Here is a 23,132-nt window from a genome sequence, read left to right as displayed (position 1 = left end):
TTCGGGGTCCTTGCGCCGGTCGACGGCCGATGGCCGTGGCGCGGATCGGAGGGGGACGCCCACTGCCTACAGGAGGATGCGGATGACGGTCTTCCCGAGGCGTCGCGCGGTCGGGTTCAGGGTGCCGATGGCATCGTCGAGGCTCGCGATGTCACCAATGTTGGTCCGCAGCCGTCCGTTTTGCACCCGCTGCACGATCCCACCGAGTCCGAGGCGGTCGGCCTCGACGACGAAGTCCATGGCCAGGCCGTCGGCGGGCCGTGCCTCGACCGCGCCGACGACGGACACCAGCGCTCCTCCGGCCCTGATAGGCCCGCGAAGGCCAGCACGAAGGTCACCCGCCGAGCCGTGGAAACGCTACGGTCCGCAGCTCCCTTGCGTATGCCGGCGCCAAGGTCGTGATGCGAACTCGTCATGATGTCGGTCGTGCCGTCAGGCGACGCGGACGACGGTTTTGCCGATCCGGGTACTACGCAGGCTCGCAACAGCCTGGGGGACGGCACGGAAATCGTGCACGCTGCCAAGCGGTGTGGTGATGAGACCGTGTTCGGCAAGGTCGCAGAGAGTGTCGTATGCCTCGGCGTCTTCCCGCGCGTCGAACCCTCCCGCGTACACGCCGGAGACCGAGTAGTTTCGCATCACCAGGTCCATCGGGTCGACAGTCAGCCAAGATCCCGCGGCATAGCCGAGGAGGGCTACCCTTCCACCGCGTGCGACTGCTTTGAGAGCCTGGGTGCCTGGTTCCGCGCCCACGCTGTCACAGAACACGTCGACCCCGCGGCCGCCGGTGAGTTCACGTGCAGCCTCGGCCACATCAGTGGCAAAAGGATCAATGGTGTGGTCGGCACCGATCTGGGCGCAGAAGTCTCGCTGCTCCTGGGTCCGGGCCACCGCAATAACGGTGGCGCCGAGGGCCTTGCCGAGCTGGACAAGCGCGGTGCCGGAGCTACCGGAGGCCCCGTTGATCAGTACTGTCTGTCCCTCGGTCACGGGCACCCGCTGGACCAACACGGCAAAGGCGCTACGGAAGGCGAGCATGAATCCCGCTGCCTGCTCGTCACTGAACACCTGCGGCACTCGTCGCGTCTTGTTCTCACGTACGTACGTGTACTGCGCGCATCCCCCGATGCCCTCGGTGAAGGGCGTGAGGCCCATGACCCGATCTCCTGCGGTGAAGGCGGAGCCGCGTGGTGCTTCGACGACCACGCCGACCGCTTCTTGTCCCGGGGCCGGCAGGGCATCCATGCCGGGGTAGGCGCCCTCCAGCATCAGCAGGTCGGGCAGGCCCAGGCCGGCTGCATGTACTTTGATCAGGAGACGCCCCTCCTCCGGGGCGCCGTAGGTGCGCTCGATGAGTTCCAATACCTGGTCGGGCGCGCCCAATGACCGCGCCTGCCATGCTTCAGCTGTCAACATCGCCCGGGGGCCTCTTCTCGTAGTGGGGTGGCTGCCGCCGTACCGGCGGGAATGAATGCCGGACCGGTGGGTGTGGACGCAACGTCCGGGGCTGACTCCGAGCCGTGTCGGGGCACGCTCGTGCAGCGGTCTCCCTCCCTTCAGCGGGTCTGGTGGATGACTTGGATCTCGGTGAAGCCTTCCAGCGCCCAACGGCCGGGGCTCGGCGATGCATTCGAGGAACGATGCGCGGTTGCGTGTGATGCCCGGAGTCTGAACGACGAAGTCCTAGGCGAGGAACTCGCGGAAGCGCGGCGCGTCGCAGCCTAGATCAAGAGGACCAAAAGGTCCAGTCTGGGCCTGGCTGGTAGCTCCCCGCCGTGCCCGAAAAGGGGGGCACCCCTCCGGATCCCGCACAGGTCGACGCGCGACCCGCTCTGTGGCAGATAGGGTTGATAGGTCTATAGGGGTCTTAACGCTCGACCGCGGTCAGGGAGCGGCAGATGCGCGCCTCGGACGAACTCCTGCAGCGGGACACCCCGCCGGCTTTTAGACACTGAACCGTATCGTCCGCTGCTTCAACGCCGCCATGGCTACGAGCCCGCGCCGGCAACCGTGTTGACGCGCACCAACGAGTTGCTCACCACGATGGACGCACCATGCTGCGCGTCGATCCGCGCGACGGTCGGGTCATCGGCACCAGCGCCGGCCACGTCCCCCTGCTCCACGCACGCGACGACGGGCTCGACGTCCAGGCGACAGCGGATCTCACTCGACCCCGTCGTCGCCGTGCACCACCCGGACTGCGTGGCCGTCCCGGTCGGCGGGTGGCGGGTCCTGTCCCAGTGAATCGGCGGGCTATCACGCTGATCATGGCCCAGCAGATCATGGTTTCGGCGTGCGCGGGACGTGGTCGTAGTCGCGTGCCTGGCGTCGGTGGGCGGCGAGCCAGGCGAACGTTCGCTCGACGGCCCACCGCTTGGGCTGGACCAGCCCTCGTTCTCCAACGCCTACTGGGACAACAAGGCACCCGGTATCTATGTGGACGTCGTGTCCGGGGAGCCGCTCTTCGCCTCAGTCGACAAGTACGACAGCAGCACTGGCCGGCCCAGCCTACGGGCGTCGAATATCGTCTTGTACAGCGTGTTGCGGTTCGTCTTCAGCTCGCTGGCCAGCGTTTCCAAGGGGACCCCGTTGGTGACGGCGGTGAAGACCCGCCGCTGGCGGGGGGTCAGTGCTGTCTCGACTGCATTGCGCGTGGCTTCGACCAGCTCTCTCGCCTGCGAGTGACCTGCTGGGTCGATACCGGAGCGGTCCGGCACTTGCGCCAATTCATCAATGTCGAGTTGGGTGTTTGAAACACGCCGGAAGTGGCGGTCCAAGACGTTGGAAACTTCGAGCACAACGAATCGGAATGCCCATGTGGTGAACTTGGCGTCGCCTCGAAATTGCTGAATCTTTTTCGTAATTCTCATCAGTGCGTCGACTGCCGCCTGGTAGGCGAGATCGTTCAGCTCGGGCCCGCCAATTCGGTATCGGGGCCCCCGGCGGAACATTTCGTTCATGGCGATGCCCACCAGCAGTTCGTGGAGCCGTGCGCAGGCCTGTTCGTACTGCGGCCCGCTACCGGCCCCGAGCGCTTGCGCCAATGTGGCGGATTCCGGGTCGAGTTGCTCTCTACTCATGGCGAGTCCTGCTGCCGGTGCGCTACCGCCGGCGCCTTGTGAGTCCGGAGCAGGGTGTCCTGCTGGCGAGCTCGCACGATGGTGGGCTCGGCCGCCGCCATCCAATCGACGGCACCGGCAACGTCCGCCGACGCTTGGAGGGCCCTGAGCATCCGATCGAAGGTGCCGTCGGCCGCCCAGCGGCGGAACTGCGTGTGCAAGGTGGTCCAGGCCCCGTATCGCCCGGGTGCTTCCCGCCAGCCGGGCCCGATGCGGAACTTCCACACGATCCCGTTCCAGACCATCCCGTCGTCCAGCCGCTTCCGCCGCGACGCATCATCGAGCAGCAGCGGCCGCACGAACTCCGGCTCGGCATCGGACAGTTTATGGCGACACATGGCTCAACCCTGATCTACGAGACGTGATCGTTCGACGACGCGCTCCAACTGGACTGGCGGTCACTCCAGAGCCCCTCGGGCGTCTGGTACCACGTGGACGGCTGCCTCCTCGGCGGAGGCGGCGCCGTCGTCGATGCCCACATCCCGCGCCCAGTAGTCGTCGCCGTCGTATCCCGCAGCGAGAACGTCCGTGTCCCAACCGAGGAGTCGCCCCGCACGCTCGTCGCCGACCTGGTCGTCGATGAGCTCTCCATCCGTGCCGATTGTGTCGCCCAGCCCGTCGCCTTCGTCCAATGCGCTGACTTCCGGCACCTCGCGCCTCAGCCGATGCTCCAGGTCCTCGTGGGAGGCGGCCTCCCGCGCGGTGACGCCCCAGTCGTTGACAGCGAGGGGTGTCTCGGCGGGTGAAAAGCCCCTGTCGAAGACGTCCTCGCCCAGCTCGTCCTCGTCGTACTCCTCCTGAGAGCGCAACGGGTTGGAGTCCGTGAGGTCTTCGTAGGGTGGGGGGTTGTCTGGTGACGCCATTATGGCCTCCATGTCGTCGGAGCCCGGTGACGGGCTCGGTGCTTGCGCCTCGGTGACGGCGCAGCGGAAGTAGGGCAATCCAAGCGGCCCGGTATCGACGCGGCGTCTATCCGGCGTGGTCACCCGGGTGATGAGTCGGCCGCCCTTCTGATGCGCACCCCTGCTCGGCCGACCGACGGGGCGCGTCCTCGGGAGCCGCGAGCCAGAGCGCCACGTGTGGCCTTCAGTCACACTGCAAGAGGAAAGGCGGCGATGTCGGGGCTGCCACGGATCAGGTCGTGGCACAGGCCGGCGGATCGATCGGCGGCCAAGCGCGCGAGGATCTGCCGAGTGATCATCCTGTCTGGCACGAGTGTGCCCGAGTCTCTGCGGCCGGTGGGTCTCTCGGCGACGAGGACGGCATCGGTGTCGACTGCGGTGTTGCGACCACAGTCGAGGTCGGTGGCGAGTTGGTGGGAGGAAGCAGCGGTGTCCCCGGGGCGAGGTGACCGGTGCGACGACGCTTTGACGTGGGGCCCGGCGCGCCGGGCCCCGCGGGGGCTGGACGTGTTGGCCCGACCCCCGGGGTCCCGTCCCCGTCAGCCGGGCACGATGTTGTGGTTGACCCGGAACATGTTGGTCGGGTCGTATGCCTTCTTCGCGGCGGTCAGACGCCGGTACCGTTCGGCGCCGTAGACCTGGCTCAACCGCTCAGGGTCGGTGGCCTCCTCGACGGAGAGAAAGTTGACCACCCTGCGACCGTCCGCCCAGGGCTCCATCGCCTTCATGATCTCCTCGAGTGCGCCGCCGAGGAACCCGGCCTGCTCCGGGGAGCCCACGCCGAAGCCGAAGAGGACGAAGGGAAGCCCTCGACTGGAGACCGCGTTGGGCACCGCGGGCTCACGGTCGAGCGCACCGCCCAGCATCCGGATCTCGACGCTCACCAGCGGGGAGTCCGACCCGGGACCGAGCAGTTCGATCAGCTTGTCGGCCGCCTCAGCGGGAAACGCGCGCAGCATCGTGGTGCGGTCGTAGTAGGGCATCGGCGCCGGAGGGTCCATGTGGATGGCGCCCATGGCGGTGTAGGGCATCTCACCAACGGCGTCGACGAGCGCCGGGGCGGCCGCGCGCAGCGGGGTGATCAACCGCTCGCCCTCGGCCATCGGACCGAGGAAGGCGAACCGCACGTGCACCACGAACGCCCCCCGCAGCGGCTCGGGCAACTCGGGCAGCGGGGGCAGCCGTTGCACGGCCAGCGAGGAGGACATCTCCTCCGGCATGTCCGACTGCCAGCTGCGCCAGGCGTGCAGCACATCGGCGAGGTGTTCGCCGGGGAAGTAAATGCCGCCGCCGTAGAAACGGGTCAGCGGGAACAGGTCGAACTCCAGCGCGGTGACCACGCCGAAATTGCCCTTGCCTCCGAGCAGGGCCCACCAGAGCTCGGGGTCGCTCTCGGCCGTGACGTGTCGCAACTCCGCGTCGGCGGTCACCACCTCCAGCGAGCGGACATGGTCGGCCGCGTATCCCAGGCTCCGGCCAAAGACCGGACTGAGTCCGCCTCCCAGGGTGTAGCCCGCCACGCCCACCAGCGGAGCCGACCCACTCACCGGGGCGAGGCCGACGGCGGCCGCCCGGTCGATGACCTCCTGCCAGATCACCCCGGCTTCGACCCGTGCGCTTCGCCTGTCGGCATCGACGCAGATGCCCTTCATACGCCGGGTGGAGATCAGAACCCCGCCCCGGGCGGGATCGACCTGCTGGTGCCCCGTGGTCTTCACCGTTACGGGCCGGCCCTGACAGGCCGCGAAAGAGATCGCCGCCTGCACATCGGCCGCGTCGGCCGCACCGACCGCGAGCGCCGGTTCAAGGGAGAGGTTTAGGTTGTATATCTGACATTCGGTGTCGTAACCCTCGTCGCCGGGCAGCAGAACCGGGCCACTCACCAGCGATGCAAGTTCGGCAGCCTCCGCAGCCGACACGGGTATGAACGGATCGTCAAAAGTCATGAGTTCCTCGTGAAATATGCCGCGGGATGGGTGGGCGGTCGCCCGTGAGTGATCCCGCGTATGCAAGTAGGTGCCGCAGTGGTGCTGGTAGGGCCGTGTACCCGACCGGCAGGCAATGGGCCCATTTGTGATATCTGTAATCTGATCTAAGAATCTCCCTGGGGTGCCATGAGGCAGGCCGATCGACATCAAGGCGTCCTGCAATCCCGGGACGGGGCACCTGGCCAGCGTTCGTCGCGGCGGTCACATCAACGGCGAAAACGTCGCTCCGAGGTCCTACCCTTGGCGTGGGTGTCGTTCTGGGTTGCTGGCCTCTGAGTGCTATCTCAACCTGCACTGTCGCCGAAGCGTTCGGTACGTATGCGCTCAGGTGCGTGTCCCAGGAGCACCAGGTAGGCGGCCGTCTTCTCGACGAACCCGGCGGGCCCGCACACGTAGCAGGTCGGTTCGAAGTCCGGGGGCCAGCCGCCGCGGGCCAAGTCCTCGGGGGTGATGCGTCCCGGCGGGCGTGGTGAGTCGTTCGGGGCCTCTCTGCTGTATAGGTACGTCGTGTCCAACCCCGGCGCCCCTTGGTTCAGCTCCGAGCGGTACAGCAGGTCGGACGGAGTCCGCACTGCGTAGAGCAACCGGAAGGGGGTCCGGCTGGCGGCGGCCTCCCGTGCGCGGACCATGCACATGAGAGGCACGAGTCCTGATCCGCCCGCCACCAGCAGAACTGGTTCCGTCTGCTGCAGCCTCCAGATGAACCAGCCGCCGACAGGCCCGCGCAGTTCGAGTCGATCCCCGGGCACGAGCTCGTCCACGAGGTAGGGCGACACCTCACCGCCGGGTGTGCGTTGGACCGTCAGATCGAGGGTCAGGCCGTTGGGGGCAGAGGCGATCGAGTAGCTTCGCTGAGTGCTGTAGCCGTCCTCCGCCGTCAGTCTGACGTCCACATGCTGGCCGGCCAGGTGCCCGGGCCAGCCCGGCACGTCCAATGTCAGAGTGACGGCCGTCGCCGACTCCACGCGTCGACTTGTCACCTCGGCGATCCGCCACCGGAGCCGGTCGCCTAGTCTCCCTGGTACCGCTGCTCTCGCCATGGGTCTCCGTAGTTGTGATAGCCGGCCCTCTCCCAGAAGCCGGGCAGGTCGCTTCGCCGCAGCTGCATCTCGTGGACCCACTTCGCGGACTTCCACAGGTACAGATGCGGCACCAACAGCCGGGCAGGGCCGCCGTGTTCGGCGGTCAGGTCTTTGCCCCCGCAGCCGTAGACGATCCAGGCCCTGCCGTCGACCAGGTCGGCGAGGGGGATGTTCGTGGTGTAGCCGCCGTACGACGTGACGAGGACGTGCTCGGCGGCCGTCTCCACGTCCGCGAGCAGTACGTCCAGCGACACGCCCCGCCATTCGGTGCCGAACTTCGACCACTTCGTCACGCAGTGCAGATCGACGGTCGGGGACTCTGCCGGGAGTGCCATCAGACCTGCCCAGTCCCACACGTGCTCCTTGTCGACCTCCGTGGTCACGGACAGTTTCCAGTCGTCCCGCCGGATGCGGGGCGTCGGCCCGGCAGACAGCACCGGGAATCCAGTCGTCTCGTACTGCCCGGGCGGCAGCTTCGTGCCGGGCGACGGCCTTCGCCCATGGAAGCCACGCGAGATCAACGCCATGTTCCTCGCCATCCCTAGTCGTCCAGTGGTGCCCTGCTGGCCCCATCGGAAGTGAGCGCAGGCCCGCCCTACTACTCCTCGTGCGTATGCAGCCTGATCGACGCCCTCCGACCGACCTGCCCGGGGTATGCGCCCCGGGCGGGGCGCACGGATCCCACGGCCGACGGCGGGGCCTCGTCGCCCCATACGTCTTCCACCAGTCTCGAAAGGCTCACAGGCTTGCCGGCGTGAACAACAGCGCAGCAGGCACGGCGCACTGGCTCGGCTGACCGGCTCCGGCCCCTACTCCATCTTTCTGCAGCCGGACCGGGCCGAGCACGAGAGCTCGACGCCTGCATCCATGTTGCCTACCGCCTTGGAGATCCTTGAGGCTTTGCTGCTTGACCGTCCGCGGGGGACTGCCTTCCTCAAAGATACAGCACGTCGGACCGATTTTCGGGACCAGATCGTCCATTGTTGGAGTAGCGGATCACGCGTCTCTGCAGGTGGACGCTTCCCTACTGGCGGCCGCGGTCCCGGGTTGCGGACGAAGGCGTCTCCGTTCTCCACACAACGCACCGGCCACGTGATCACCCGGGTACTGACCGGGCGCCGCCCGATCGCGACCTCACGCCCTTTCGCCCCGAGCTGCCTCTGCCCGGCCGGAGGGCAGTGCGTTCGGTCGACCCCACAAGGAATTGAGCCGCTGCGGCAGCTGGTGCTGACGTTCGAGTACTGACGTAGCCTGCAGCGCGATCACATCCCGCGCCAGTGCGTCCTTGTCGGGGTAGTGACGGTAGAGCTGGGACTTGCTGGTCCCACTGGCGGTTCTGATGTCGTCAAGCGTCGTGGCCGCAACGCCCTTGACGTACATCACGTCGGCAGCGGCCCCCCACGATGCGCTCTCGCGTCGCCCGGCCGCGCGCGGTCAGTCGGGAGTCGCGTCGGTCGTGTACCTCTTCCGCCACATTGGCCGGCCTACCGCTGCAGATGGACCTTACAGTCCCCTTACTGCTTTCCGCCCTCAGGTGCAGGTTGCCAAGGCTGCGGTGGGTTGTGGTCCGTGACCGGGGCAGAGGATCTTTCCGACGCGGCCGGAGGCAGTGCCGCAGCGCGGGCAGCATCTCCGCGTGAACCGTGCCGCCCGCGGGCTGTTGGGGCCGTCCGGCGCCGATACCGACGCGGGACGGGGCAGGGGGGAACGTGACACACGCAGCGTCGTGAAGGGTCCGGTCGAGTCAGGCAATCCGCGTCGCCGCGGTCCGGTAAAGGTCGAGCAGTACGGCGCGGGCTGGGCAGCGGGGCAGGTCAGCCACCACTTGGCGCCCTTTGCTCGCTTCCCGCGCGGTGTACTCGCGGGCTTGCTGGAACGCGGTGTGGCGACGAAGGAGCTCGAGGGCTTCTTGGTGATCGCGGTCGTCGTGGAGGCTGTCGTAGAGCAAGGCGCGCAACCGGCGGTCTGCGGGGTCATGGGGATCGGGGGCATTGCGCGCAGAAGCAGTACGGGGAGCGTGTCGACGCCTTGGCGCAGGTGGGTGCCGGCTTCCTTTCCGGAGGAGGTGGGGTCGCCTGATATGTCGAGGAGATCGTCGGCAAGTTGGAAGACGCGACCGAGGGTTTCACCGAAAGTGTCGAACGCCTTGACGATGTCGGGTTGGGCGCCTGCGGCCATGGCGCCCGTGCGGCCTGCGAGGGCTATGAGGGAGCCGGTTTTGTCATCGACCACCTTCAGGTAGTGGGTGAGGAGGTCTTCTCCTGGGCGGGGCCCTTGGACTTCGAGGGCTTGTCCTTGTACGAGGCGGCTGAGTGCCGATCGTTGGGCGCGGATGACCTCCGCACCCAGCTGCGCGGTCAGTTGCGCGGCGCGCGCGAGGAGGAAGTCGCCGGAACGTACGGCGATCCGGTTTCCCCATGGGGCGTTGACGGTGGGGACGCCACGCCTGACGTGGGTTTGGTCCATGACGTCGTCGTGGTGGAGTGATGCCAGGTGGATGAACTCGACGACTGCGGCGGCTTTGATGACGGCGGGTGCGTCGCACTGGCGCCAGACCGGTGAGAAGCCAAGTGGCGTCATGGTGCGGACCCCTGATCAGATCGGAGCCTTCCTCGATGCTGCCGAGGAGTCCCGGCTTTACGCGTTCTTCCACCTCATCGCTTTCCGGGGACTGCGCCGAGGGGAGGGTCTGGGTCAGGACTGGCGAAACGTCGACCTTGACGGCGGGCACATCACCATCGCCAAGGAGATCATCGTCGACAGTCGGTCAGTCTTCGAGGACGAGCCGAAGACCGACGGCAGCGCGGCGACGATCGCCTTGGACTCCTTGACGGTGGACGTCTTGCGTGAGCATCGGGCGCGAAAACTCGCCGAGCGCGAGGTGTGGAATGCAGAGGCCGCTCGGGCTCGAGCGGCCGACCGGGAGGTGACGGACTGGCCGGTGACAGACAAGGTGTTCGTCGAACCGGACGGAACCTGGCTGCACCCCGAGCGGGTGTCACGCGAGTTCCGACGGATCTGTCGACGTGCGGATCTGCCGCCGATCAACTTGCGGGATTTGCGGCACTGTGCTGCCACTCTCATTCACGCGGGAGGGGGGTGACCTCCATGCCATCAAGGAGACGTTGCGACACTCGACCATTCAACTCGCCTCCGAGACGTACACCTCACTGCTTCAGGACGTGGACCGGACCATCGGAGAAAGAGCTGCTGCTCATCCTGCCGCCCCTGCAAGAAGCGGCGCACCGCATGCCCTCCGCACCAGGCCGCGCCGCTACGTTGTGGACCAGGTCCCGCTTGCCACCTCCGAGCGGTGACGACCGCTCCTCGCCAGGACGGGCGCGTAGATTCCCGCCATGACCGGTGACTGGCGAATGGACCGAATCGGGGCTGCGCTGAGGGGTGGGAACCCGACTGTGCTGCGTCGACTGACGGCGGGGTTCGCGGTGATCGGAGATGTGCAGTTCCTGCCCGGCTACTCGGTTCTGCTGGTGGACGAGCCAGAGGTGCAGCGGCTCTCGGACTTGCCGAGGGCGAAGCGGCTGTCGTTCCTGTCGGACATGGACCAGCTCGGCGAGGCGGTCGAGCGTGCCTGTCGGCGGTTGGACCCGGCCTTCCGGCGGATCAACCTGGAGATCCTGGGAAACACGGACCCGTTCCTGCACGCGCATGTCTGGCCGCGGTTCGAGTGGGAGCCGGCAGATGCAGCGGGCGCCCCGGTGTGGCTCTATCCGCGAGAGCGGTGGAGTGACGAGCAGTTCAGGCTCGGTCCGCAGCACGACGTACTGCGGGATGCGATCAGCGGCGAACTGGACCGGCTGCGCTCGGTGGCCTGACCACGACAGCGGCCCCCCACCCGCCACGGATGGCAGGCCGCTCGCTCAGCCGCCCGGTCAGGCGGGCGGCTCGGTCCGCTCGACCGAGGCTGCGGAGGTGGCGGCCCGAAAATCGGGTTCAGTCGACCCAGGTGACGACGGCGAGGCCTCGTTGGGCGGCGGTGTTGTAGAAGCTCCGCAGCGCGGTGAAATGCTGGACCAGGTAGTCGTGAGGGTGTCCGTTGAATCCCTCGAATCCGCAGGCTTGGGCCGCTTCCGCGCTGTTCGAGGGAAGCAGGCTCAGAGCCTGGTCCAGGTCGATGGCGTTGAGGGTGTCGGCGATTTGGGCAACTTCCGTGTGCGTGAGCAGTGCGGGTGGGGCATCGAATCCGTCATAGACCTCGGGATGGTCGAGACATGCCACGTCACTGCTGTTGTCCCCGGAGATGCTTCGGTCGAGCGCGTCGAGGTGCTCCTTGTCGACGTGAGCCCACCGGAAGAAGCTGATCAGACCCCAGATCGCCCAGTCCAGGTCAAGGGTGTCGTCCCGCGGCGGGTCCCATTGAGGATCATTGTCGGGAGAGGCTGCCGCGTTCTGCCGGCATTGCTCCAGGTAGCGGGGGGTGACTCGTGCGAGCTGCTGCGTCAACGCCATGCGGTGCAGTATCGCGAACGCCGCTCGGGGTGAGGGAAGCCCCCTGGGCACATGGGCGACTGCACCTCGTGGCGGGCTCGGGGTCTTCGCCGCGTACGTCCGCCACCCGGGCACCAGGTCCGACGACTTCATGCTGCGGGGCCTCGAGCGCGGCCGGTAGCCGCGAGTCTTCCGTCCGCCCAGGTCAGAAGAGAGGCAGTGCCGGCTCCTCAGCGGCGGGGGCGGCCATGTCGGCGCCGAGCTCCAGCTGGTGCGCACCGGTCGGCAGGTCCACGACCAAGCGGGAGCTGGAGCACGACACCAGAGCCCCGCCGTACTCGGACCGCATCCCGGGCTCGTCGTGACGCGACAGCCGGCCCCGGCCGAGGGTGCCGGCCACCGGGCGGGCCGCGATGGGCCTGCCGCATGTCGGGCAGGGGATGCGAGGCAGTTTCATGGCTCCAGTGTGCCGGGACCGTCTGACAGGTGGAGCAGCCGCATCCCGGCCGTGCGCGCATCGAGCGTCGGCAGGACGAGTCCTGCCCGATTCGGGTCATGAGCGCTTTACGTCGTAAACCCGGCTGATGAGCCCCTCCGTCGCCAGCCTCCAACTGTCGAGGCCGGCCCTGCTCGCGATATCCCGCATAGCCGCCTCGCCGGCGTGGTTGCCCAGTGCTTGAGGTCCCTTTTGTGCCATCGCGGACGGGAGGCACAGGGCAGTGGACAGACCCGCGAACGCCCGGCCCACCGGGTTGATGTTGTCCTGGGGCCGATGCGAGGTATTCGGTTCCACAATCATGCAGGTCCCGTCCTTCGCCAAGGCCTGCTCGGCACGGTGCAGCGCCTCGCCGGGATTTCCCATGTCGTGGAGGCAGTCGAAAAAGGTGATCAGGTCGTATTTATCACCCGGGAAGTCGCCGACTGTCGCAGCCTCGAAGGTCACGCGGTCAGCCAGACCGTGCTCCTTTGCCAGTTCACGTGCCGCTTTGATCGACGGTTCGTGGAAATCGAAACCGTAGAAGCGGGATTTCGGGTAGGCCTCGGCCATCAGGAGAGTGGAGTATCCGTAACCACAGCCCACGTCCGCCACCGACGCCCCATGCTCCAGCTTGTTCACGACGCCGTCGAGTGACGGCAGCCATTCATCCACCAGCGATGCTGCGTACGTGGGGCGGAAGAACGCCGCAACGCCTTCGAAGAGCGCATCGGAGTGGTGCTGCCACCCCACATCCTGTCTCCCGAGGAATGCCTCCACCAGGGCTTCCTCTGTGGCGTACAGGGCCTTCAGCAACGCGAACAGGCCCATGGCGTAGGCAGGCGAAGCAGGGTCGGCGAGAACCGCCGCGTGCTCGGCCGGCAGAGAATAGGTGTTCGCCTCGGCATCGAAGAGTACGTACTCGCCTGCCACCTGGGTGTCCAGCCACTCCCGCACGTATCGCTCGACAAGACCGGTCCGCTCGGCCAGCTGCGCTGAGGTCATCGGACCTGCCCCCGCCATCGCCGTGTACAGTCCGAGCCGCCCTCCTATTGAGGTCGACAGTCCGGCAACGGCGGCCGCACCATCTCCGACGACGCGTCCCAGAAACGCCATCACCCGCTCCGGATCCACGGCTTCAGAACTTTGCGTCATGACCGCAACCCTCTCCGTGTGCAGTGATTTGCCACACCATGGAAACAGTAACAGCGGTCTTCGATACGGGCGTTTGTTCCCGCACGTCGAAGTAGGTGATCCGGGCACGGCCGACACGCAGTCGCGCCGACGCCTCGGAGGGTGAACGGAGCTGTGGTTCCTGCGTGTTCCGGCCTGGTCGGCATCCCGCCTCACGCTGGGGCCGCTCGATTTGCGCATCGCGTGACATCGCCTAGCCTGGTGTTCCAGGGCTTATGGAGGATTCCATGTCGCTCATTCAAGTGAAGGCAATTGAAGGCGTTTACGACGAGCAGCAGAAGCGGGAGATCATATCCAAGCTGACGGATGCGCTCGTTGAAATAGGCGGAGAGCATCTTCGGAGTGTGGTGGTGGTCACGTTCGAGGAGGTGGAGAGCGGGTCCTGGGGGATTGCCGGAACCCCCGTGACAAAGGAGGACGTGCAGAAAATGTCCGGAGGTTGAGCATTGACCTCAGAGGAATCGAGGTCAACCCGGCCGGCCCGACGATCATAGGAATGAGCGCCTCAGACCCACGCTTGGACCATGTATGGCGACTTTGTTTTCCCGTATCATCGCCGGTGAGCTGCCTGGACGTTTCGTCTGGCAAGATCCAGAGATCACCGCATTCCTCACCATCGCCCCGTTGCGGCCCGGCCACACTCTTGTTGTGCCCCGCAGTGAGGTCGACCGATGGACGGATGTTGACGGGGTCCTCCTGGCGCGTTGCTTCGAGGTGGCTCAGGCTGTCGGGCAGGGGGTGATGCGGGCCTGGAATGCTCCGCGGGCCGGGCTCGTGATCGCGGGCTTCGAGGTGCCTCACCTGCACATACATGTGGCTCCCGTCTGGGGCATGCCCGACTTCGACTTCAGTGACATCAGGGAGGCAGAGGCATCAGCTTTGGACGAGGCCGCGGCAAAGCTCCGTGCCGCCTTGCTCGAGCTCGGTCATGAACAAGCTCGAGACGCCGGAGCCGGGCCGTGAACTTTGACCCGGCAAGATGTCTCCACGTTTCCATCCATGTGTACGCCCCCAACGCTGATCCACTGGGGGCCGAGAAGTCTTTCTGGCCGCCAGTCAGGGTGGCGCACCCCGGCGTCGGGCCCAACCCGTGAAGAGGACCTTCGCACTGTACGTCGAGCCGCACGTCGCGGACGTTGACGGCACAGGACGCGCTGAGCAGGCACTTGGCTGAACTGCCCCCGGTGTTGTGGAGTTTCGCCGCACACTGGCCGTGGTGGCTCCGTCGTTTCTCCCCCGTCGCGACGGGGCCACCGTCGTGCGCCGACCGTGAGGAGTCCCGGGTATGCGGGTGGATGACTGGCAGCTCACCGAAGACGTCGACGGCTTCCTTGCCGGGGCCGGGGACTTCCTGCACTCCCGTCCCGCCCTGCACACGCTGCTGCTCACGGTGACGGAGGTTTTGCGCGCGCGTGGAGCGGCCTCGAACGGCGCCCAGGCCCCCGTCTTCGGCAGCCTGGAGCACGGGGGCGATGTGGCCGCCGCCTTCTTCCGCACACCGCCCCGCCGGCTGAACCTCACCGAGCTCACCGTCGACCAGGCCGACGTGCTCGCGGCCCGCCTGTCTCACCTCGGCCACCGACTGCCGGGCGTCACCGCGGTCGACGACACGGCGGTCGCGTTCGCTGATGCCTGGGGGCGCCGCACCGGGGCGGTGCCGGTACTCGTTCAGCGGCGACGCCTGTACCGCCTCGGAACGTTCACCTCGCCCGAGCCCGCCCCGGAGGGCCGCAGCCGCGTCGCCGGCGTCGAGGACAAGGAGCGCCTGGCCCAGTGGCACGACGACTTCGCGGTGGCGACCGGAGAGGCCCCCGCCGGGGGCACCGGCCCGTCGGCCGGTTACCGGCGCTTCACGTTCTGGGAGACCTCGGACGGCACCCCCGTGTCGATGGCGGGCGTGACGCCGATGGTCGCGGGCCAGGTCCGCGTGGAGCCCGTCTACACCCCGGCCGAGCTGCGCGGTCGCGGGTACGCGGGCGCGGTGACGGCAGAAGTGAGCCGAGCCGCGCTGGCCGCCGGAGCAGCGGAGGTCGTGCTGTTCACGGACCTGGCGAACCCGACGAGCAACGCGCTCTACCAGCGCATCGGGTACCGTCCGGTCGCCGACTTCGCCTCGTTCGACTTCGCTTGAGCCACGGTTCGCCCTGGTAGCGCGTGCCCGGGCAAGCGAACCTTAGGGGCTGGTCGTTGTCGGCTGCCGATGCGGCGGCCATCCAGTGACGCCGGCCGCGGAATGTGGGACAGGCGCTTGAGAGGTGTCCTGTGGCTGCGTCTCGACCTCCTCTTGACCTGTGGCTTTTCCTCGGCTGAACTGCTCGCACCGTGTGTATGAGTGGCGAACTGTTGGGGGCGGGCATGACGGCGTATCTGACTGAGGCTGATCCACTGTGGACCAGGCACTCCGGGGAAGCGGGGCACTACGGAGCGCCTGAATGGGGCCCGGAGGACTTGGAGCGCGCCGCGATGTTCCTGGCCGAACTCGCGCCGCAGGCGCGGCAGGTGTTCCACCACCTGCTGTGCAACCCTGGCAGGAGAATCCACTGCACGGAGTTGGTGGACAAGGCCTTGGGCGGCCCGAACGAGAGCGATCCGGCGCGGCGCGTCGCAGGGGCGCTGTCCGGGATGAGCAAGGGACACACCAACAGTGAGCGGCGGCTCCCGTTCTACTGGTGGGAGGCTCCTGAGGGCAGCGCCGGTGCGACGTACGCAGTCCGCCCCTCGGTGGCAGCGGTGTTCCTGGCCGCTCAGTTCAACTCCGCCTGATTGTACGGCTGCTGACGGCTTTGGAGCGGTGCACACCGAGTGGGAACCGGCTGTTCCTTCGGTGCATGCGTCGGATCGACGTGCGTCCGGGCCAGGGCGAGGTGTCCGCGAGGGTGCGAGGGGAGTTCAGCCGATACAGCCTGGTACGGCACCCGTCGGGGCGCAGTTGTTCGGCGTGTTGTCGGTGACCCGTGTGCGGTTCAGTGTCGCCGTGCCTCCTGGGTCGACGTTGACGCCGCCGCCATTGCTCGCGGTGTTGTTGCGCACCTTCGAGTCGTTCAGCGTCGCCACGGCATTTGCACCGACGCTGACTCCGCCGCCCGTGGCTGCCGTCGTGTTGTGACGCACCAGCGTGTGGTTCAGGGTCAGCCTGCCATTGGCGCCTGTGACGCGGATGCCGCCACCGGAGCCGACAGGGGACGTATTGTCACTCACCTCGGAGTAGTCCACCGTGGCCGTGCCGTCGTTGAAGATGCCGCCCCCGTTGACGGTGTTGACTGTGTTGTGATGCACCTTCGATCGGCTGACCATCATCGTGCTGGGGCTGACGTTGTCGATCCCGCCGCCGAGTGTCTGAGCGGTGTTGTGGTGCACTGAGGTGGATTTCACCGTCAGCGTGCCTTGGTTACGGATGCCGCCCCCGGTACCCGTGGAGGTGTTCTTGGCCAGCGTGGAGTCCTCCACCGTCACCGTGCCGCTCTCGTTGTAAATGCCTCCGCCCCCAGGACCGGTGGAGGAGTTCCCGGTCACCGTGGAATGAGTCACTGTCAGCGTGCCGCCGGAGTTGCGGATGCCTCCGCCCTGACCTCCCTGGCCACCGGTGATGGTCAGGCGGGTCAACCGCACCTGCACGGCTGCGCTGATCGTCACGGTGGTGCCTGTGTGATTGCCGTCGAGCACTGCCTGTTTCCGGCCGATGAGGGTCAGGGCTTTCCCGATGGTGAAGGGACCGGTGCACGTCCCTTGCACGGTGAGTTTCGCCCCCGGAGCAGCAGCCGCGATGGCGGCCTGCAGGGCTGAGGAGTTGCTGCGGCAGTCCACCGCGGTGTCTCCACCTGCCGCGGTGGCACTCACCCCCGCCAACGTCACTGCTCCCGCCGTCGCCGACACTATGGTCCACCGCAGCCACACAGCCCGGTTCGCTCGCCTGAACACCCAGATCCTCCTGTCACGGCGCAGGGCGTGCCGAACGGCCCCGCACTACTGTCGTCGTCAAGAGCCGCGTGAGTTCCCTTGACCGGCGGGAGGGGTTCCCCACCGGGTGACGACTTTCGCGGTGCCGCGCCGTGGATTCCCCCGTACGGCCGAGGAAATTGACCACCACGGCCCATGGTGGCCGGAGTCGTCTCTCGGAGTGCATTGGGGCGACCCCGCGCTGCGCAGCACTCCACGGATACATTCGAAGCCCGCCGCCGAAACTGTCGCCAAGCGGTACCCCGACAGCGAGGTCCGCGAGAAGCCGAAGACGCACGCTGACGCGAAGACCGGGGAGGCCTCCGCCTCCTGACGGGTCAGGCCCGGCACACTACATGGCGCGCCGGGCCTCACACGGTCTACCACCAGATGACCACGTATCCGTCGCGGCCGTTCTCACCCGTGGTGACCGAGCCGCCCGCGCCGCCGGAGCCGCCGACGCCTGCATCCGAGGGCGCTGGTTGTACGACGCCGTCCACCGTCGGGCGGCCGCCCAAACCGGGCGGCTGGATCGACGCCGACGGAGCGTCTCCGCCACTGGCGCCCTGTCGGGCCGTGCCCTCGTTGCCCTCACAGCTGGCCGTGCCACCCGCACCACCAGTTAGTGTCGAGAGATTCCCGCCCACACCGCCGTCGGCGATCACAATGCCGCCTAGGCCATTGAGCGCCCCGCTGGGGTTGCCCCCGAATCCGTTCCCGGTTTGACCGGGGCCTCCTATGCCCACGACCACGTCGACGGGAGTGCCCGGCTGGACCGGAAGGACACACCAGACAAAGCCTCCCGCGCCACCACCGGCCCCGGCGGTCGTGCGGTTGCCTCCAGAACCGCCTCCACCGCCGCCCCAGGCTTGGATGAAGACTGTGGTCACGTTGGCGGGCGGCACGAATTGACCGTCGTCGTCGAAGACCCTCAAGCCGTGCCCCGGAGCGACACCGGGCGGCCCCGCAGGACCCTGACCTCCCGGATCACCCTTGGGGCCGGTCGGTCCAGGGGGGCCCTGAGGCCCTGGACCGCCAGGGTCACCCTTGGGTCCTGCTGGCCCGTCCGGACCCTGTGGTCCGGCAGGCCCTGCGGGGCCTTGCGGCCCGGGAGGCCCAGGAGGGCCAGGAGGGCCAGGAGGACCGGGGCGTCCAGGACGGCCCGGGTAACCGGGGCGGCTCGGGCAGAATCCGGGGAAGTCCGGGAAACTGAAGCACGGGTCTTCAAGACCGGCATAGGCAGGGGGCTTCACGGCATCGGCCTCGCCACCGCCGGCGCTTCCCCCGTACGCCGCACCCGTCATGGCGCTGGACGCCAAGGCCGCACTCGCGGCCACCGCCCACATCCGCATGCTGCCTCTGTGCCCCCGAACGGGCATCCGAGGCATGGCTATTCGGGACAACACGTCACCTCCAGGAAAGGGCCCGCAGCGGGCGGCAGACGCCGCTCACCAGGAGAAAAGAGCTGACATGCACAGCAGCGAGCCCACAGCAAGAATCGCCCTGCCTCTTGCGGCGTGCACATTGGGAAGCCGACCGAGTGACCTGCGGAGTTGCAACGCGTCCTGCTCGCAGCCGACCGCCGACGCCGTAGCGAAGCGCAGCCTCGACAGCGAAGTCCGCGAGAAGCCGAAGACGCCTGCTGACGCGCCCGCTGAAGGGGCTCCCACCGCCTGACGACGCAGGACCGGCGTGCCCGCGCGGTCCGCCGGGCCTGCCGTCACTCTGATGAGCCCAATGGGGTCGAAGCAGCGACGTACGTTGCGCTGGAGGACCGCGGCCGCCACGAAGACCGCGACGGGCACCATGACGACCGACTCGGCCTCGTCCGGCACAAGTGCGAAGCGCTGCAACCACGCGATGCTCAGGTGGCGTGGACGCGCGGTCTACGGGGTCGTCTTCCGGCTCTGCGACGCCATCGCGGCGGGCGGTGGAGGCGTGGGACAAGAGTCTCGTCCACCAAGGGGCCCGGCCCGGGTCTAACGGGACTGCGTCAGCTGGCCCGCGTGCTCGTGCTCGCAGGCGTCGTTCACCTCGTGGACGAGCCACTCGGGAAACGGGTCGCTCGCCGGAACGTCGTCCTCGTCGGCCATGAGGCAAGCGGACAGCGCCGCGTGCAAGGCCTCCGAGCGCAGGCCCACTCCGATGAACACCAGCTCCTGGGCGTGGGGCGAGTCGGCCTCAAGGGCGCCGGACGGTTCGAACCGTGCGACGGAACCGGCCTGCGACCACAGCCCCGTCACCTGCGGCCTGCTGGCCAGGCGAAAGAAGCCCTTGGAACGCAGGACCTGTCCGAAGGCGCCGCTGTCGAGACCGCCCGTGACGAAGGCCCACAGGCGACCGGGATGAAAGGGGCGGTCGGAGCGGAACACCGTGCTGGAGATGCCGTACTCCTCGGTCTCCGGCACATGGTCCCCGTTGAGTTCCATGACCCACCCAGGAGCTTGCTGAGCCCGTTCCAGGTCGAATCGCCCGGTGCCGAGCACCTGACGGACATCGACCCGACCGTGCCGGGCCGGCACGATGTGCGCGGCCGGGTTGAGGCGCGTGAGCGTCGCCTGAAGCCGGTCGGCGTCGCGGTCGTCCACGAGGTCGAGCTTGTTGAGCACGATGACGTCGGCGAACTCGATCTGGTCCACGAGCAGGTCGCTGACCGTACGCTCGTCGTCCTCGTACTGGTCGAGTCCGCGTTCGGCGAGGCCGTCCCCGCCGGTGAGCTCGGTGAGGAAGTTTGCCGCGTCGACGACGGTGACCATGGTGTCGAGACGGGCCAGATCGCCGAGCGTCGCGCCGTCGTCGCGGGGGAAGGCGAAGGTCGCGGCCACCGGCATCGGCTCGGAGATGCCGCTGGACTCGATGAGCAGGTAGTCGAAGCGCCCCTCCCCGGCCAGCCGGGCCACTTCTTCGAGCAGGTCGTCCCGCAGGGTGCAGCAGATGCAGCCGTTGGTCATCTCGACCAGGCGTTCCTCTGTGCGGGAGAGGACCGCCTGGCCGCCACGCACCAGTGCGGCATCGATGTTGATCTCGCTCATGTCGTTGACGATCACCGCGACACGAAGGCCGTCGCGATTGCGGAGCACATGGTTGAGCAGCGTGGTCTTGCCCGCGCCGAGGAAGCCCGACAGCACCGTCACCGGCAGTCGATCGTGTGCCACGCCCGTCAGCCTTCCGGGCGGAGCAGGCCTCGCTCGTAGGCCTTGGCCAGCCTGCGAGGTACCCGGTACACCGATCCGTCCACCACGACGGGGACCAACTCGGCCGGGGCGGCCTTCCACTGGGCCCGGCGATGGCGGGTATTGCTCCGAGACATCTTGCGCTTCGGTACGGCCACGACAGATCACTCCTCGTTGAAGTCGGGGCCACGTTATATGAAAACGGTTTCCATTACAAAAAGCGGCGCTGCCGAGGAATGATCAGCGCAGTGTCGGCTGGGTCGTGCGCGTCGAGTGGGACAAGGACTTGCCCCGGGTGCTGGTCACGAGGAACAGCAGCAGACCGGCCGTGGTCAGGGCGAAGCCGGCCCAGACGGTGGACAGGGGTCCCCAGCCGGCGTCGAGGGTGATGGCGCCACCGATCGCGCCGAACGAGTTGGCAAGGTTGAGCGCGGCCAGGTTGAGCGCGCCCATGAGGGTGGGGGCGTCCGGGCTGAGGGCGGTCAGCCGGACCTGGATGGTGGGGATGGCGAACATCATGGTGGCGCCGACGCCGAACAGGCAGGGCAGAAGGATGGTCAGGTTGCTGCCGCCCACTCCGATCAGTACGAGGAGCACCAGGACGCCGCCGTAGCCCCAGACGAGGCCGCGGCTCTCGTGCCGGTCGGCTACGCGTCCGCCGTAGTAGTTGCCCACCCCCATGCCGACGCCGAAGACGGCGAGTGCGATCGGGACAAGAGAGGCGTCGCGCAGGGCCGCGTCGGTGATGAACGGGCCGATGAAGGTGTAGACGGCGAAGATGCTGGAGATTCCGAGCGCCGCAACGGTGACCATCAGCCAGACGTCGACCCGGCGCAGCGCGCCCAGTTCGTTCGTGATGGAGTTGCCGCGCAGGTCGCTGGTCCGCGGCAGCCAGGCGACCAGTGCGGCGCCGGCGACGAGGCCGATGGCGACCACGGTCCAGTACATGGCCCGCCAGCCGACGCTCTGACCGATGAACGTGCTGAGTGGCGAGCCTACGATGGTGGCGACGGTGAGCCCGCCCATCACCGTGGCGAACGCCGTGCCGCTCCTTCCGGGGCCGTACACATATGCCGCGACGACGGCTCCCGCGCCGAAGAACGCCCCTTGGACACTTCCGGTGATGAACCGGAAGGCCACCAGCAGGGCGATGTTCGGCGCCAGCGCGGAGAGAACGTTGCCGACCAGGAACAGCACGATCAATCCGAGCAGCAGGGTGCGCCGGTTGACCCGGGCTCCCAGCAGGATGATCGCAGGGGAGCCGATCACCACGCCGACGGCGTAGGCGGTGACCGCGTAGGTCGCGACGGGAATCGCTATGTGCAGATCGGCCGCGAAGAGCTGGATGATGCCGTTGCTGCCGAACTCACCGGTGCCGATCGCGAAGGTGCCCAGCGCCAGGGCGAGCAAGGCCAGCCTCGGATTGCGGATCGGCGCTCTTGCCGAGGTGTGGCGGACCTCCTCGGCGGCACACTGGCCCTTGTACGCCCGTTGATACATCTTTCGTCCTTTCAGGAGCGGTGCGCCCGCCCGGCGTTGGCGCCGGCACGGGACGGCTCTCACCGCTGTGGAAGTCGGTTCTGAGGCAGCGTCAAACGGCTGCGGCCGAGCGAAGCGCGGTCCGTTGGGGGAGACGCTCCGGTTCGTGGCCGGAGCGTCCACCGGGCGGGCTTGCCCGAAGGCCGCGGCCGGGTCCACGACCCACCGCTCGCGGCAGGAGTCGACCCGACCGCCCTTGGGCCCGTCAGCGTGCGGCGCGCTTGATGAACTCGGCCGTCACGGCGGGCTGCGAGATCATCGCGACGTGCGAGGCGCCGACCTCCTGGACGTGCGCGCCGGCCCGCTGCGCCATGAAGCGCTGGGCCGCTGCCGGCAGCACCTGGTCGTCGCGAGCCACGAGAACGTGGGAGGGAATGCTGCGCCAGGCCGGGACAGCGGAGGGCTCGCCCAGGGTGCGGGTGTCGGCCGGTCGTTGGCCGGCCCACATCAGTTCGGTCGTGGCTCTCGGCACATCGCGGGCGAAGACGTCCCGGAAGACCTCTCTCTTGATGTAGCCGTCGACCAGCCCGTCGCCGTAGGGACGGAAGTCCAGCGCGGCCTCGTTCAGCCGGCTTCCCGGGTACCGGGTCTGCAGGCCCAGCAGCGTCTCGTCCTGGTCCGGCATGAAAGCCGCCACGTAGACCAGTGCCGTGACGCCGGTGTTCCCGGTTGCCGCGTTCGTGATGACCATCCCGCCGTACGAGTGCGCCACGAGCACGACCGGTCCCTGCAGGGTGGCCAGGATGCCGCGCAGGTAGGCGGAGTCGGCGGAAACACTGCGCAGCGGGTTCGCCGGTGCGATCACCGGGTAGCCGTCGCGGATGAGCCGGGTGGCGACGCCGTTCCAGCCGGACGCGTCGGCGAACGCACCGTGCACGAGCACGATGGTCGGCTTGGGTCCCTTCCTCGGAGTGTGCGCCTGGGCGCTTGGTGTACTGAGCAGGCCGGTGGTCGCGATTGCGGCGGATCCGGCCAGCAGGGTCCGGCGAGTGGTGGTCATCCGGTGCACGTCCTTCAATTCCGTTGCTCGTCGAAGTGATCGTGGGCGAGCGTAGGTGCGGCCACTTGACGTGCCGTGGACGGTGCGGAGCGCGCGTCGAGCGACGCCTCCATTGAGGATTCAGTGCTCATCAAGTCCGTGGATCCGGATACGCGCAGCCGACCACGTCCGCGGGAGCGGACACCGGCCTTACCGCTGGTCCGCGGCCTGAGCCCATCAGCCGGTGCGGCCATCGGGCGGTAGCTCAGGGGCAGTTCCGTCCCCGAGCCGCACAG

23 protein-coding genes and 2 pseudogenes are annotated in these 23,132 nt (G+C 67.8%); 7 read left to right on the top strand and 18 right to left on the bottom strand.

Annotated features, from left to right (window positions below):
* Window positions 1–66 precede the first annotated feature (66 nt).
* Both ACIP9H_RS34375 and ACIP9H_RS34370 read right to left on the bottom strand, forming a co-directional pair.
* The gene (locus ACIP9H_RS34375; RefSeq protein ID WP_401585723.1) at window positions 67–288 is read right to left on the bottom strand and encodes a hypothetical protein; all 222 of its coding nucleotides are present in this window, start codon (window positions 286–288) and stop codon (window positions 67–69) included.
* A gap of 144 nt (window positions 289–432) precedes the next feature.
* A complete protein-coding gene (locus tag ACIP9H_RS34370) occupies window positions 433–1,416 on the bottom strand; it encodes a zinc-binding alcohol dehydrogenase family protein (RefSeq protein WP_401963013.1) in 984 nt (327 codons plus the stop codon).
* 987 nt (window positions 1,417–2,403) lie between these two features.
* On the opposite strand from ACIP9H_RS34370, the pseudogene ACIP9H_RS34365 reads away from it, so the two are divergent.
* Window positions 2,404–2,508: pseudogene (locus ACIP9H_RS34365) on the top strand (peptide-methionine (R)-S-oxide reductase); the annotation flags it as partial.
* Window positions 2,509–3,076: 568 nt separating this feature from the next.
* On the opposite strand, the gene ACIP9H_RS34360 reads toward ACIP9H_RS34365, so the two are convergent.
* The 7 genes from ACIP9H_RS34360 to ACIP9H_RS34330 form a co-directional block, all read right to left on the bottom strand.
* Window positions 3,077–3,457: a transposase gene (locus ACIP9H_RS34360; protein ID WP_401963012.1), complete on the bottom strand. Its 381-nt coding sequence runs from the start codon at window positions 3,455–3,457 to the stop codon at window positions 3,077–3,079.
* Window positions 3,458–3,517: 60 nt separating this feature from the next.
* Window positions 3,518–3,982 carry a DUF5709 domain-containing protein gene (locus ACIP9H_RS34355; RefSeq protein WP_401963011.1) on the bottom strand — a complete coding sequence of 155 codons (465 nt, stop codon included), beginning with the start codon at window positions 3,980–3,982 and terminating at the stop codon, window positions 3,518–3,520.
* 578 nt (window positions 3,983–4,560) lie between these two features.
* Entirely contained in the window at window positions 4,561–5,967 is a 1,407-nt protein-coding gene (locus tag ACIP9H_RS34350) for an FAD-binding oxidoreductase (protein ID WP_401963009.1), read from the bottom strand.
* 326 nt (window positions 5,968–6,293) lie between these two features.
* Complete coding sequence (locus ACIP9H_RS34345) at window positions 6,294–7,049, bottom strand: ferredoxin reductase (RefSeq protein ID WP_401585710.1); 756 nt, start codon at window positions 7,047–7,049, stop codon at window positions 6,294–6,296.
* On the bottom strand, window positions 7,019–7,618 hold the full coding sequence (locus tag ACIP9H_RS34340) for a molybdopterin-dependent oxidoreductase (RefSeq protein ID WP_401585708.1): 600 nt from the start codon (window positions 7,616–7,618) through the stop codon (window positions 7,019–7,021). Before ACIP9H_RS34340 ends, ACIP9H_RS34345 begins: the two co-directional genes overlap by 31 nt.
* A gap of 607 nt (window positions 7,619–8,225) precedes the next feature.
* On the bottom strand, window positions 8,226–8,471 hold the full coding sequence (locus ACIP9H_RS34335; protein WP_401963062.1) for a TetR/AcrR family transcriptional regulator: 246 nt from the start codon (window positions 8,469–8,471) through the stop codon (window positions 8,226–8,228).
* A gap of 150 nt (window positions 8,472–8,621) precedes the next feature.
* On the bottom strand, window positions 8,622–9,671 hold the full coding sequence (locus tag ACIP9H_RS34330) for a polyprenyl synthetase family protein (RefSeq protein ID WP_401963006.1): 1,050 nt from the start codon (window positions 9,669–9,671) through the stop codon (window positions 8,622–8,624).
* Here ACIP9H_RS34330 and ACIP9H_RS34325 point away from each other — a divergent pair.
* Both ACIP9H_RS34325 and ACIP9H_RS34320 read left to right on the top strand, forming a co-directional pair.
* Window positions 9,637–10,408 (top strand): annotated as a pseudogene (locus ACIP9H_RS34325) (site-specific integrase); the annotation flags it as partial. The gene ACIP9H_RS34330 and the pseudogene ACIP9H_RS34325 overlap by 35 nt on opposite strands.
* A 39-nt stretch (window positions 10,409–10,447) precedes the next feature.
* Window positions 10,448–10,927, top strand: a complete 480-nt coding sequence (locus tag ACIP9H_RS34320) for an HIT family protein (RefSeq protein ID WP_401585701.1) — start codon at window positions 10,448–10,450, stop codon at window positions 10,925–10,927.
* 118 nt (window positions 10,928–11,045) lie between these two features.
* Here the strand turns inward: ACIP9H_RS34320 and ACIP9H_RS34315 are convergent, their stop codons facing one another.
* From ACIP9H_RS34315 to ACIP9H_RS34305, 3 genes are all read right to left on the bottom strand, one after another.
* A complete protein-coding gene (locus ACIP9H_RS34315) occupies window positions 11,046–11,561 on the bottom strand; it encodes a DUF1877 family protein (RefSeq protein WP_401963004.1) in 516 nt (171 codons plus the stop codon).
* Window positions 11,562–11,745: 184 nt separating this feature from the next.
* Window positions 11,746–11,997 carry a hypothetical protein gene (locus ACIP9H_RS34310; protein ID WP_401585695.1) on the bottom strand — a complete coding sequence of 84 codons (252 nt, stop codon included), beginning with the start codon at window positions 11,995–11,997 and terminating at the stop codon, window positions 11,746–11,748.
* A 96-nt stretch (window positions 11,998–12,093) separates the two neighbouring features.
* Window positions 12,094–13,170, bottom strand: coding sequence for a class I SAM-dependent methyltransferase (locus ACIP9H_RS34305; protein ID WP_401585692.1), 1,077 nt, complete (start codon window positions 13,168–13,170; stop codon window positions 12,094–12,096).
* Window positions 13,171–13,436: 266 nt separating this feature from the next.
* Here ACIP9H_RS34305 and ACIP9H_RS34300 point away from each other — a divergent pair, with 266 nt between their 5' ends.
* The 4 genes from ACIP9H_RS34300 (at window position 13,437) to ACIP9H_RS34285 (ending at window position 15,972) form a co-directional block, all read left to right on the top strand.
* Window positions 13,437–13,652 carry a tautomerase family protein gene (locus ACIP9H_RS34300; protein WP_401585689.1) on the top strand — a complete coding sequence of 72 codons (216 nt, stop codon included), beginning with the start codon at window positions 13,437–13,439 and terminating at the stop codon, window positions 13,650–13,652.
* Between the two features lie 85 nt (window positions 13,653–13,737).
* Window positions 13,738–14,172, top strand: a complete 435-nt coding sequence (locus tag ACIP9H_RS34295) for an HIT family protein (RefSeq protein WP_401963002.1) — start codon at window positions 13,738–13,740, stop codon at window positions 14,170–14,172.
* 322 nt (window positions 14,173–14,494) lie between these two features.
* The gene (locus ACIP9H_RS34290) at window positions 14,495–15,340 is read left to right on the top strand and encodes a GNAT family N-acetyltransferase (protein WP_401963001.1); all 846 of its coding nucleotides are present in this window, start codon (window positions 14,495–14,497) and stop codon (window positions 15,338–15,340) included.
* 224 nt (window positions 15,341–15,564) lie between these two features.
* Window positions 15,565–15,972 (top strand): DUF6416 domain-containing protein, encoded by a 408-nt coding sequence (locus ACIP9H_RS34285; RefSeq protein WP_401962999.1) that lies wholly within the window; start codon window positions 15,565–15,567, stop codon window positions 15,970–15,972.
* A gap of 126 nt (window positions 15,973–16,098) precedes the next feature.
* Here the strand turns inward: ACIP9H_RS34285 and ACIP9H_RS34280 are convergent, their stop codons facing one another.
* From ACIP9H_RS34280 to ACIP9H_RS34255, 6 genes are all read right to left on the bottom strand, one after another.
* Window positions 16,099–17,046, bottom strand: coding sequence for a hypothetical protein (locus ACIP9H_RS34280; protein ID WP_401962997.1), 948 nt, complete (start codon window positions 17,044–17,046; stop codon window positions 16,099–16,101).
* Between the two features lie 1,547 nt (window positions 17,047–18,593).
* Window positions 18,594–18,998: a hypothetical protein gene (locus tag ACIP9H_RS34275; RefSeq protein ID WP_401585674.1), complete on the bottom strand. Its 405-nt coding sequence runs from the start codon at window positions 18,996–18,998 to the stop codon at window positions 18,594–18,596.
* A gap of 126 nt (window positions 18,999–19,124) precedes the next feature.
* A complete protein-coding gene (locus ACIP9H_RS34270; protein ID WP_401586498.1) occupies window positions 19,125–20,309 on the bottom strand; it encodes a GTP-binding protein in 1,185 nt (394 codons plus the stop codon).
* Entirely contained in the window at window positions 20,306–20,476 is a 171-nt protein-coding gene (gene rpmF, locus ACIP9H_RS34265) for a 50S ribosomal protein L32 (protein ID WP_401962996.1), read from the bottom strand. The genes ACIP9H_RS34270 and rpmF overlap by 4 nt, the downstream gene beginning before the upstream one ends.
* 82 nt (window positions 20,477–20,558) lie before the next feature.
* On the bottom strand, window positions 20,559–21,818 hold the full coding sequence (locus ACIP9H_RS34260; RefSeq protein ID WP_401962994.1) for an MFS transporter: 1,260 nt from the start codon (window positions 21,816–21,818) through the stop codon (window positions 20,559–20,561).
* Between the two features lie 244 nt (window positions 21,819–22,062).
* Window positions 22,063–22,857 (bottom strand): alpha/beta fold hydrolase, encoded by a 795-nt coding sequence (locus ACIP9H_RS34255; protein ID WP_401962992.1) that lies wholly within the window; start codon window positions 22,855–22,857, stop codon window positions 22,063–22,065.
* Window positions 22,858–23,132: the final 275 nt, after the last annotated feature.

The organism is Streptomyces sp. NPDC088732, assembly GCF_044751205.1.
Lineage (GTDB): Bacteria > Actinomycetota > Actinomycetes > Streptomycetales > Streptomycetaceae > Actinacidiphila.
This window is presented reverse-complemented; position numbering and strand designations above follow the sequence as displayed.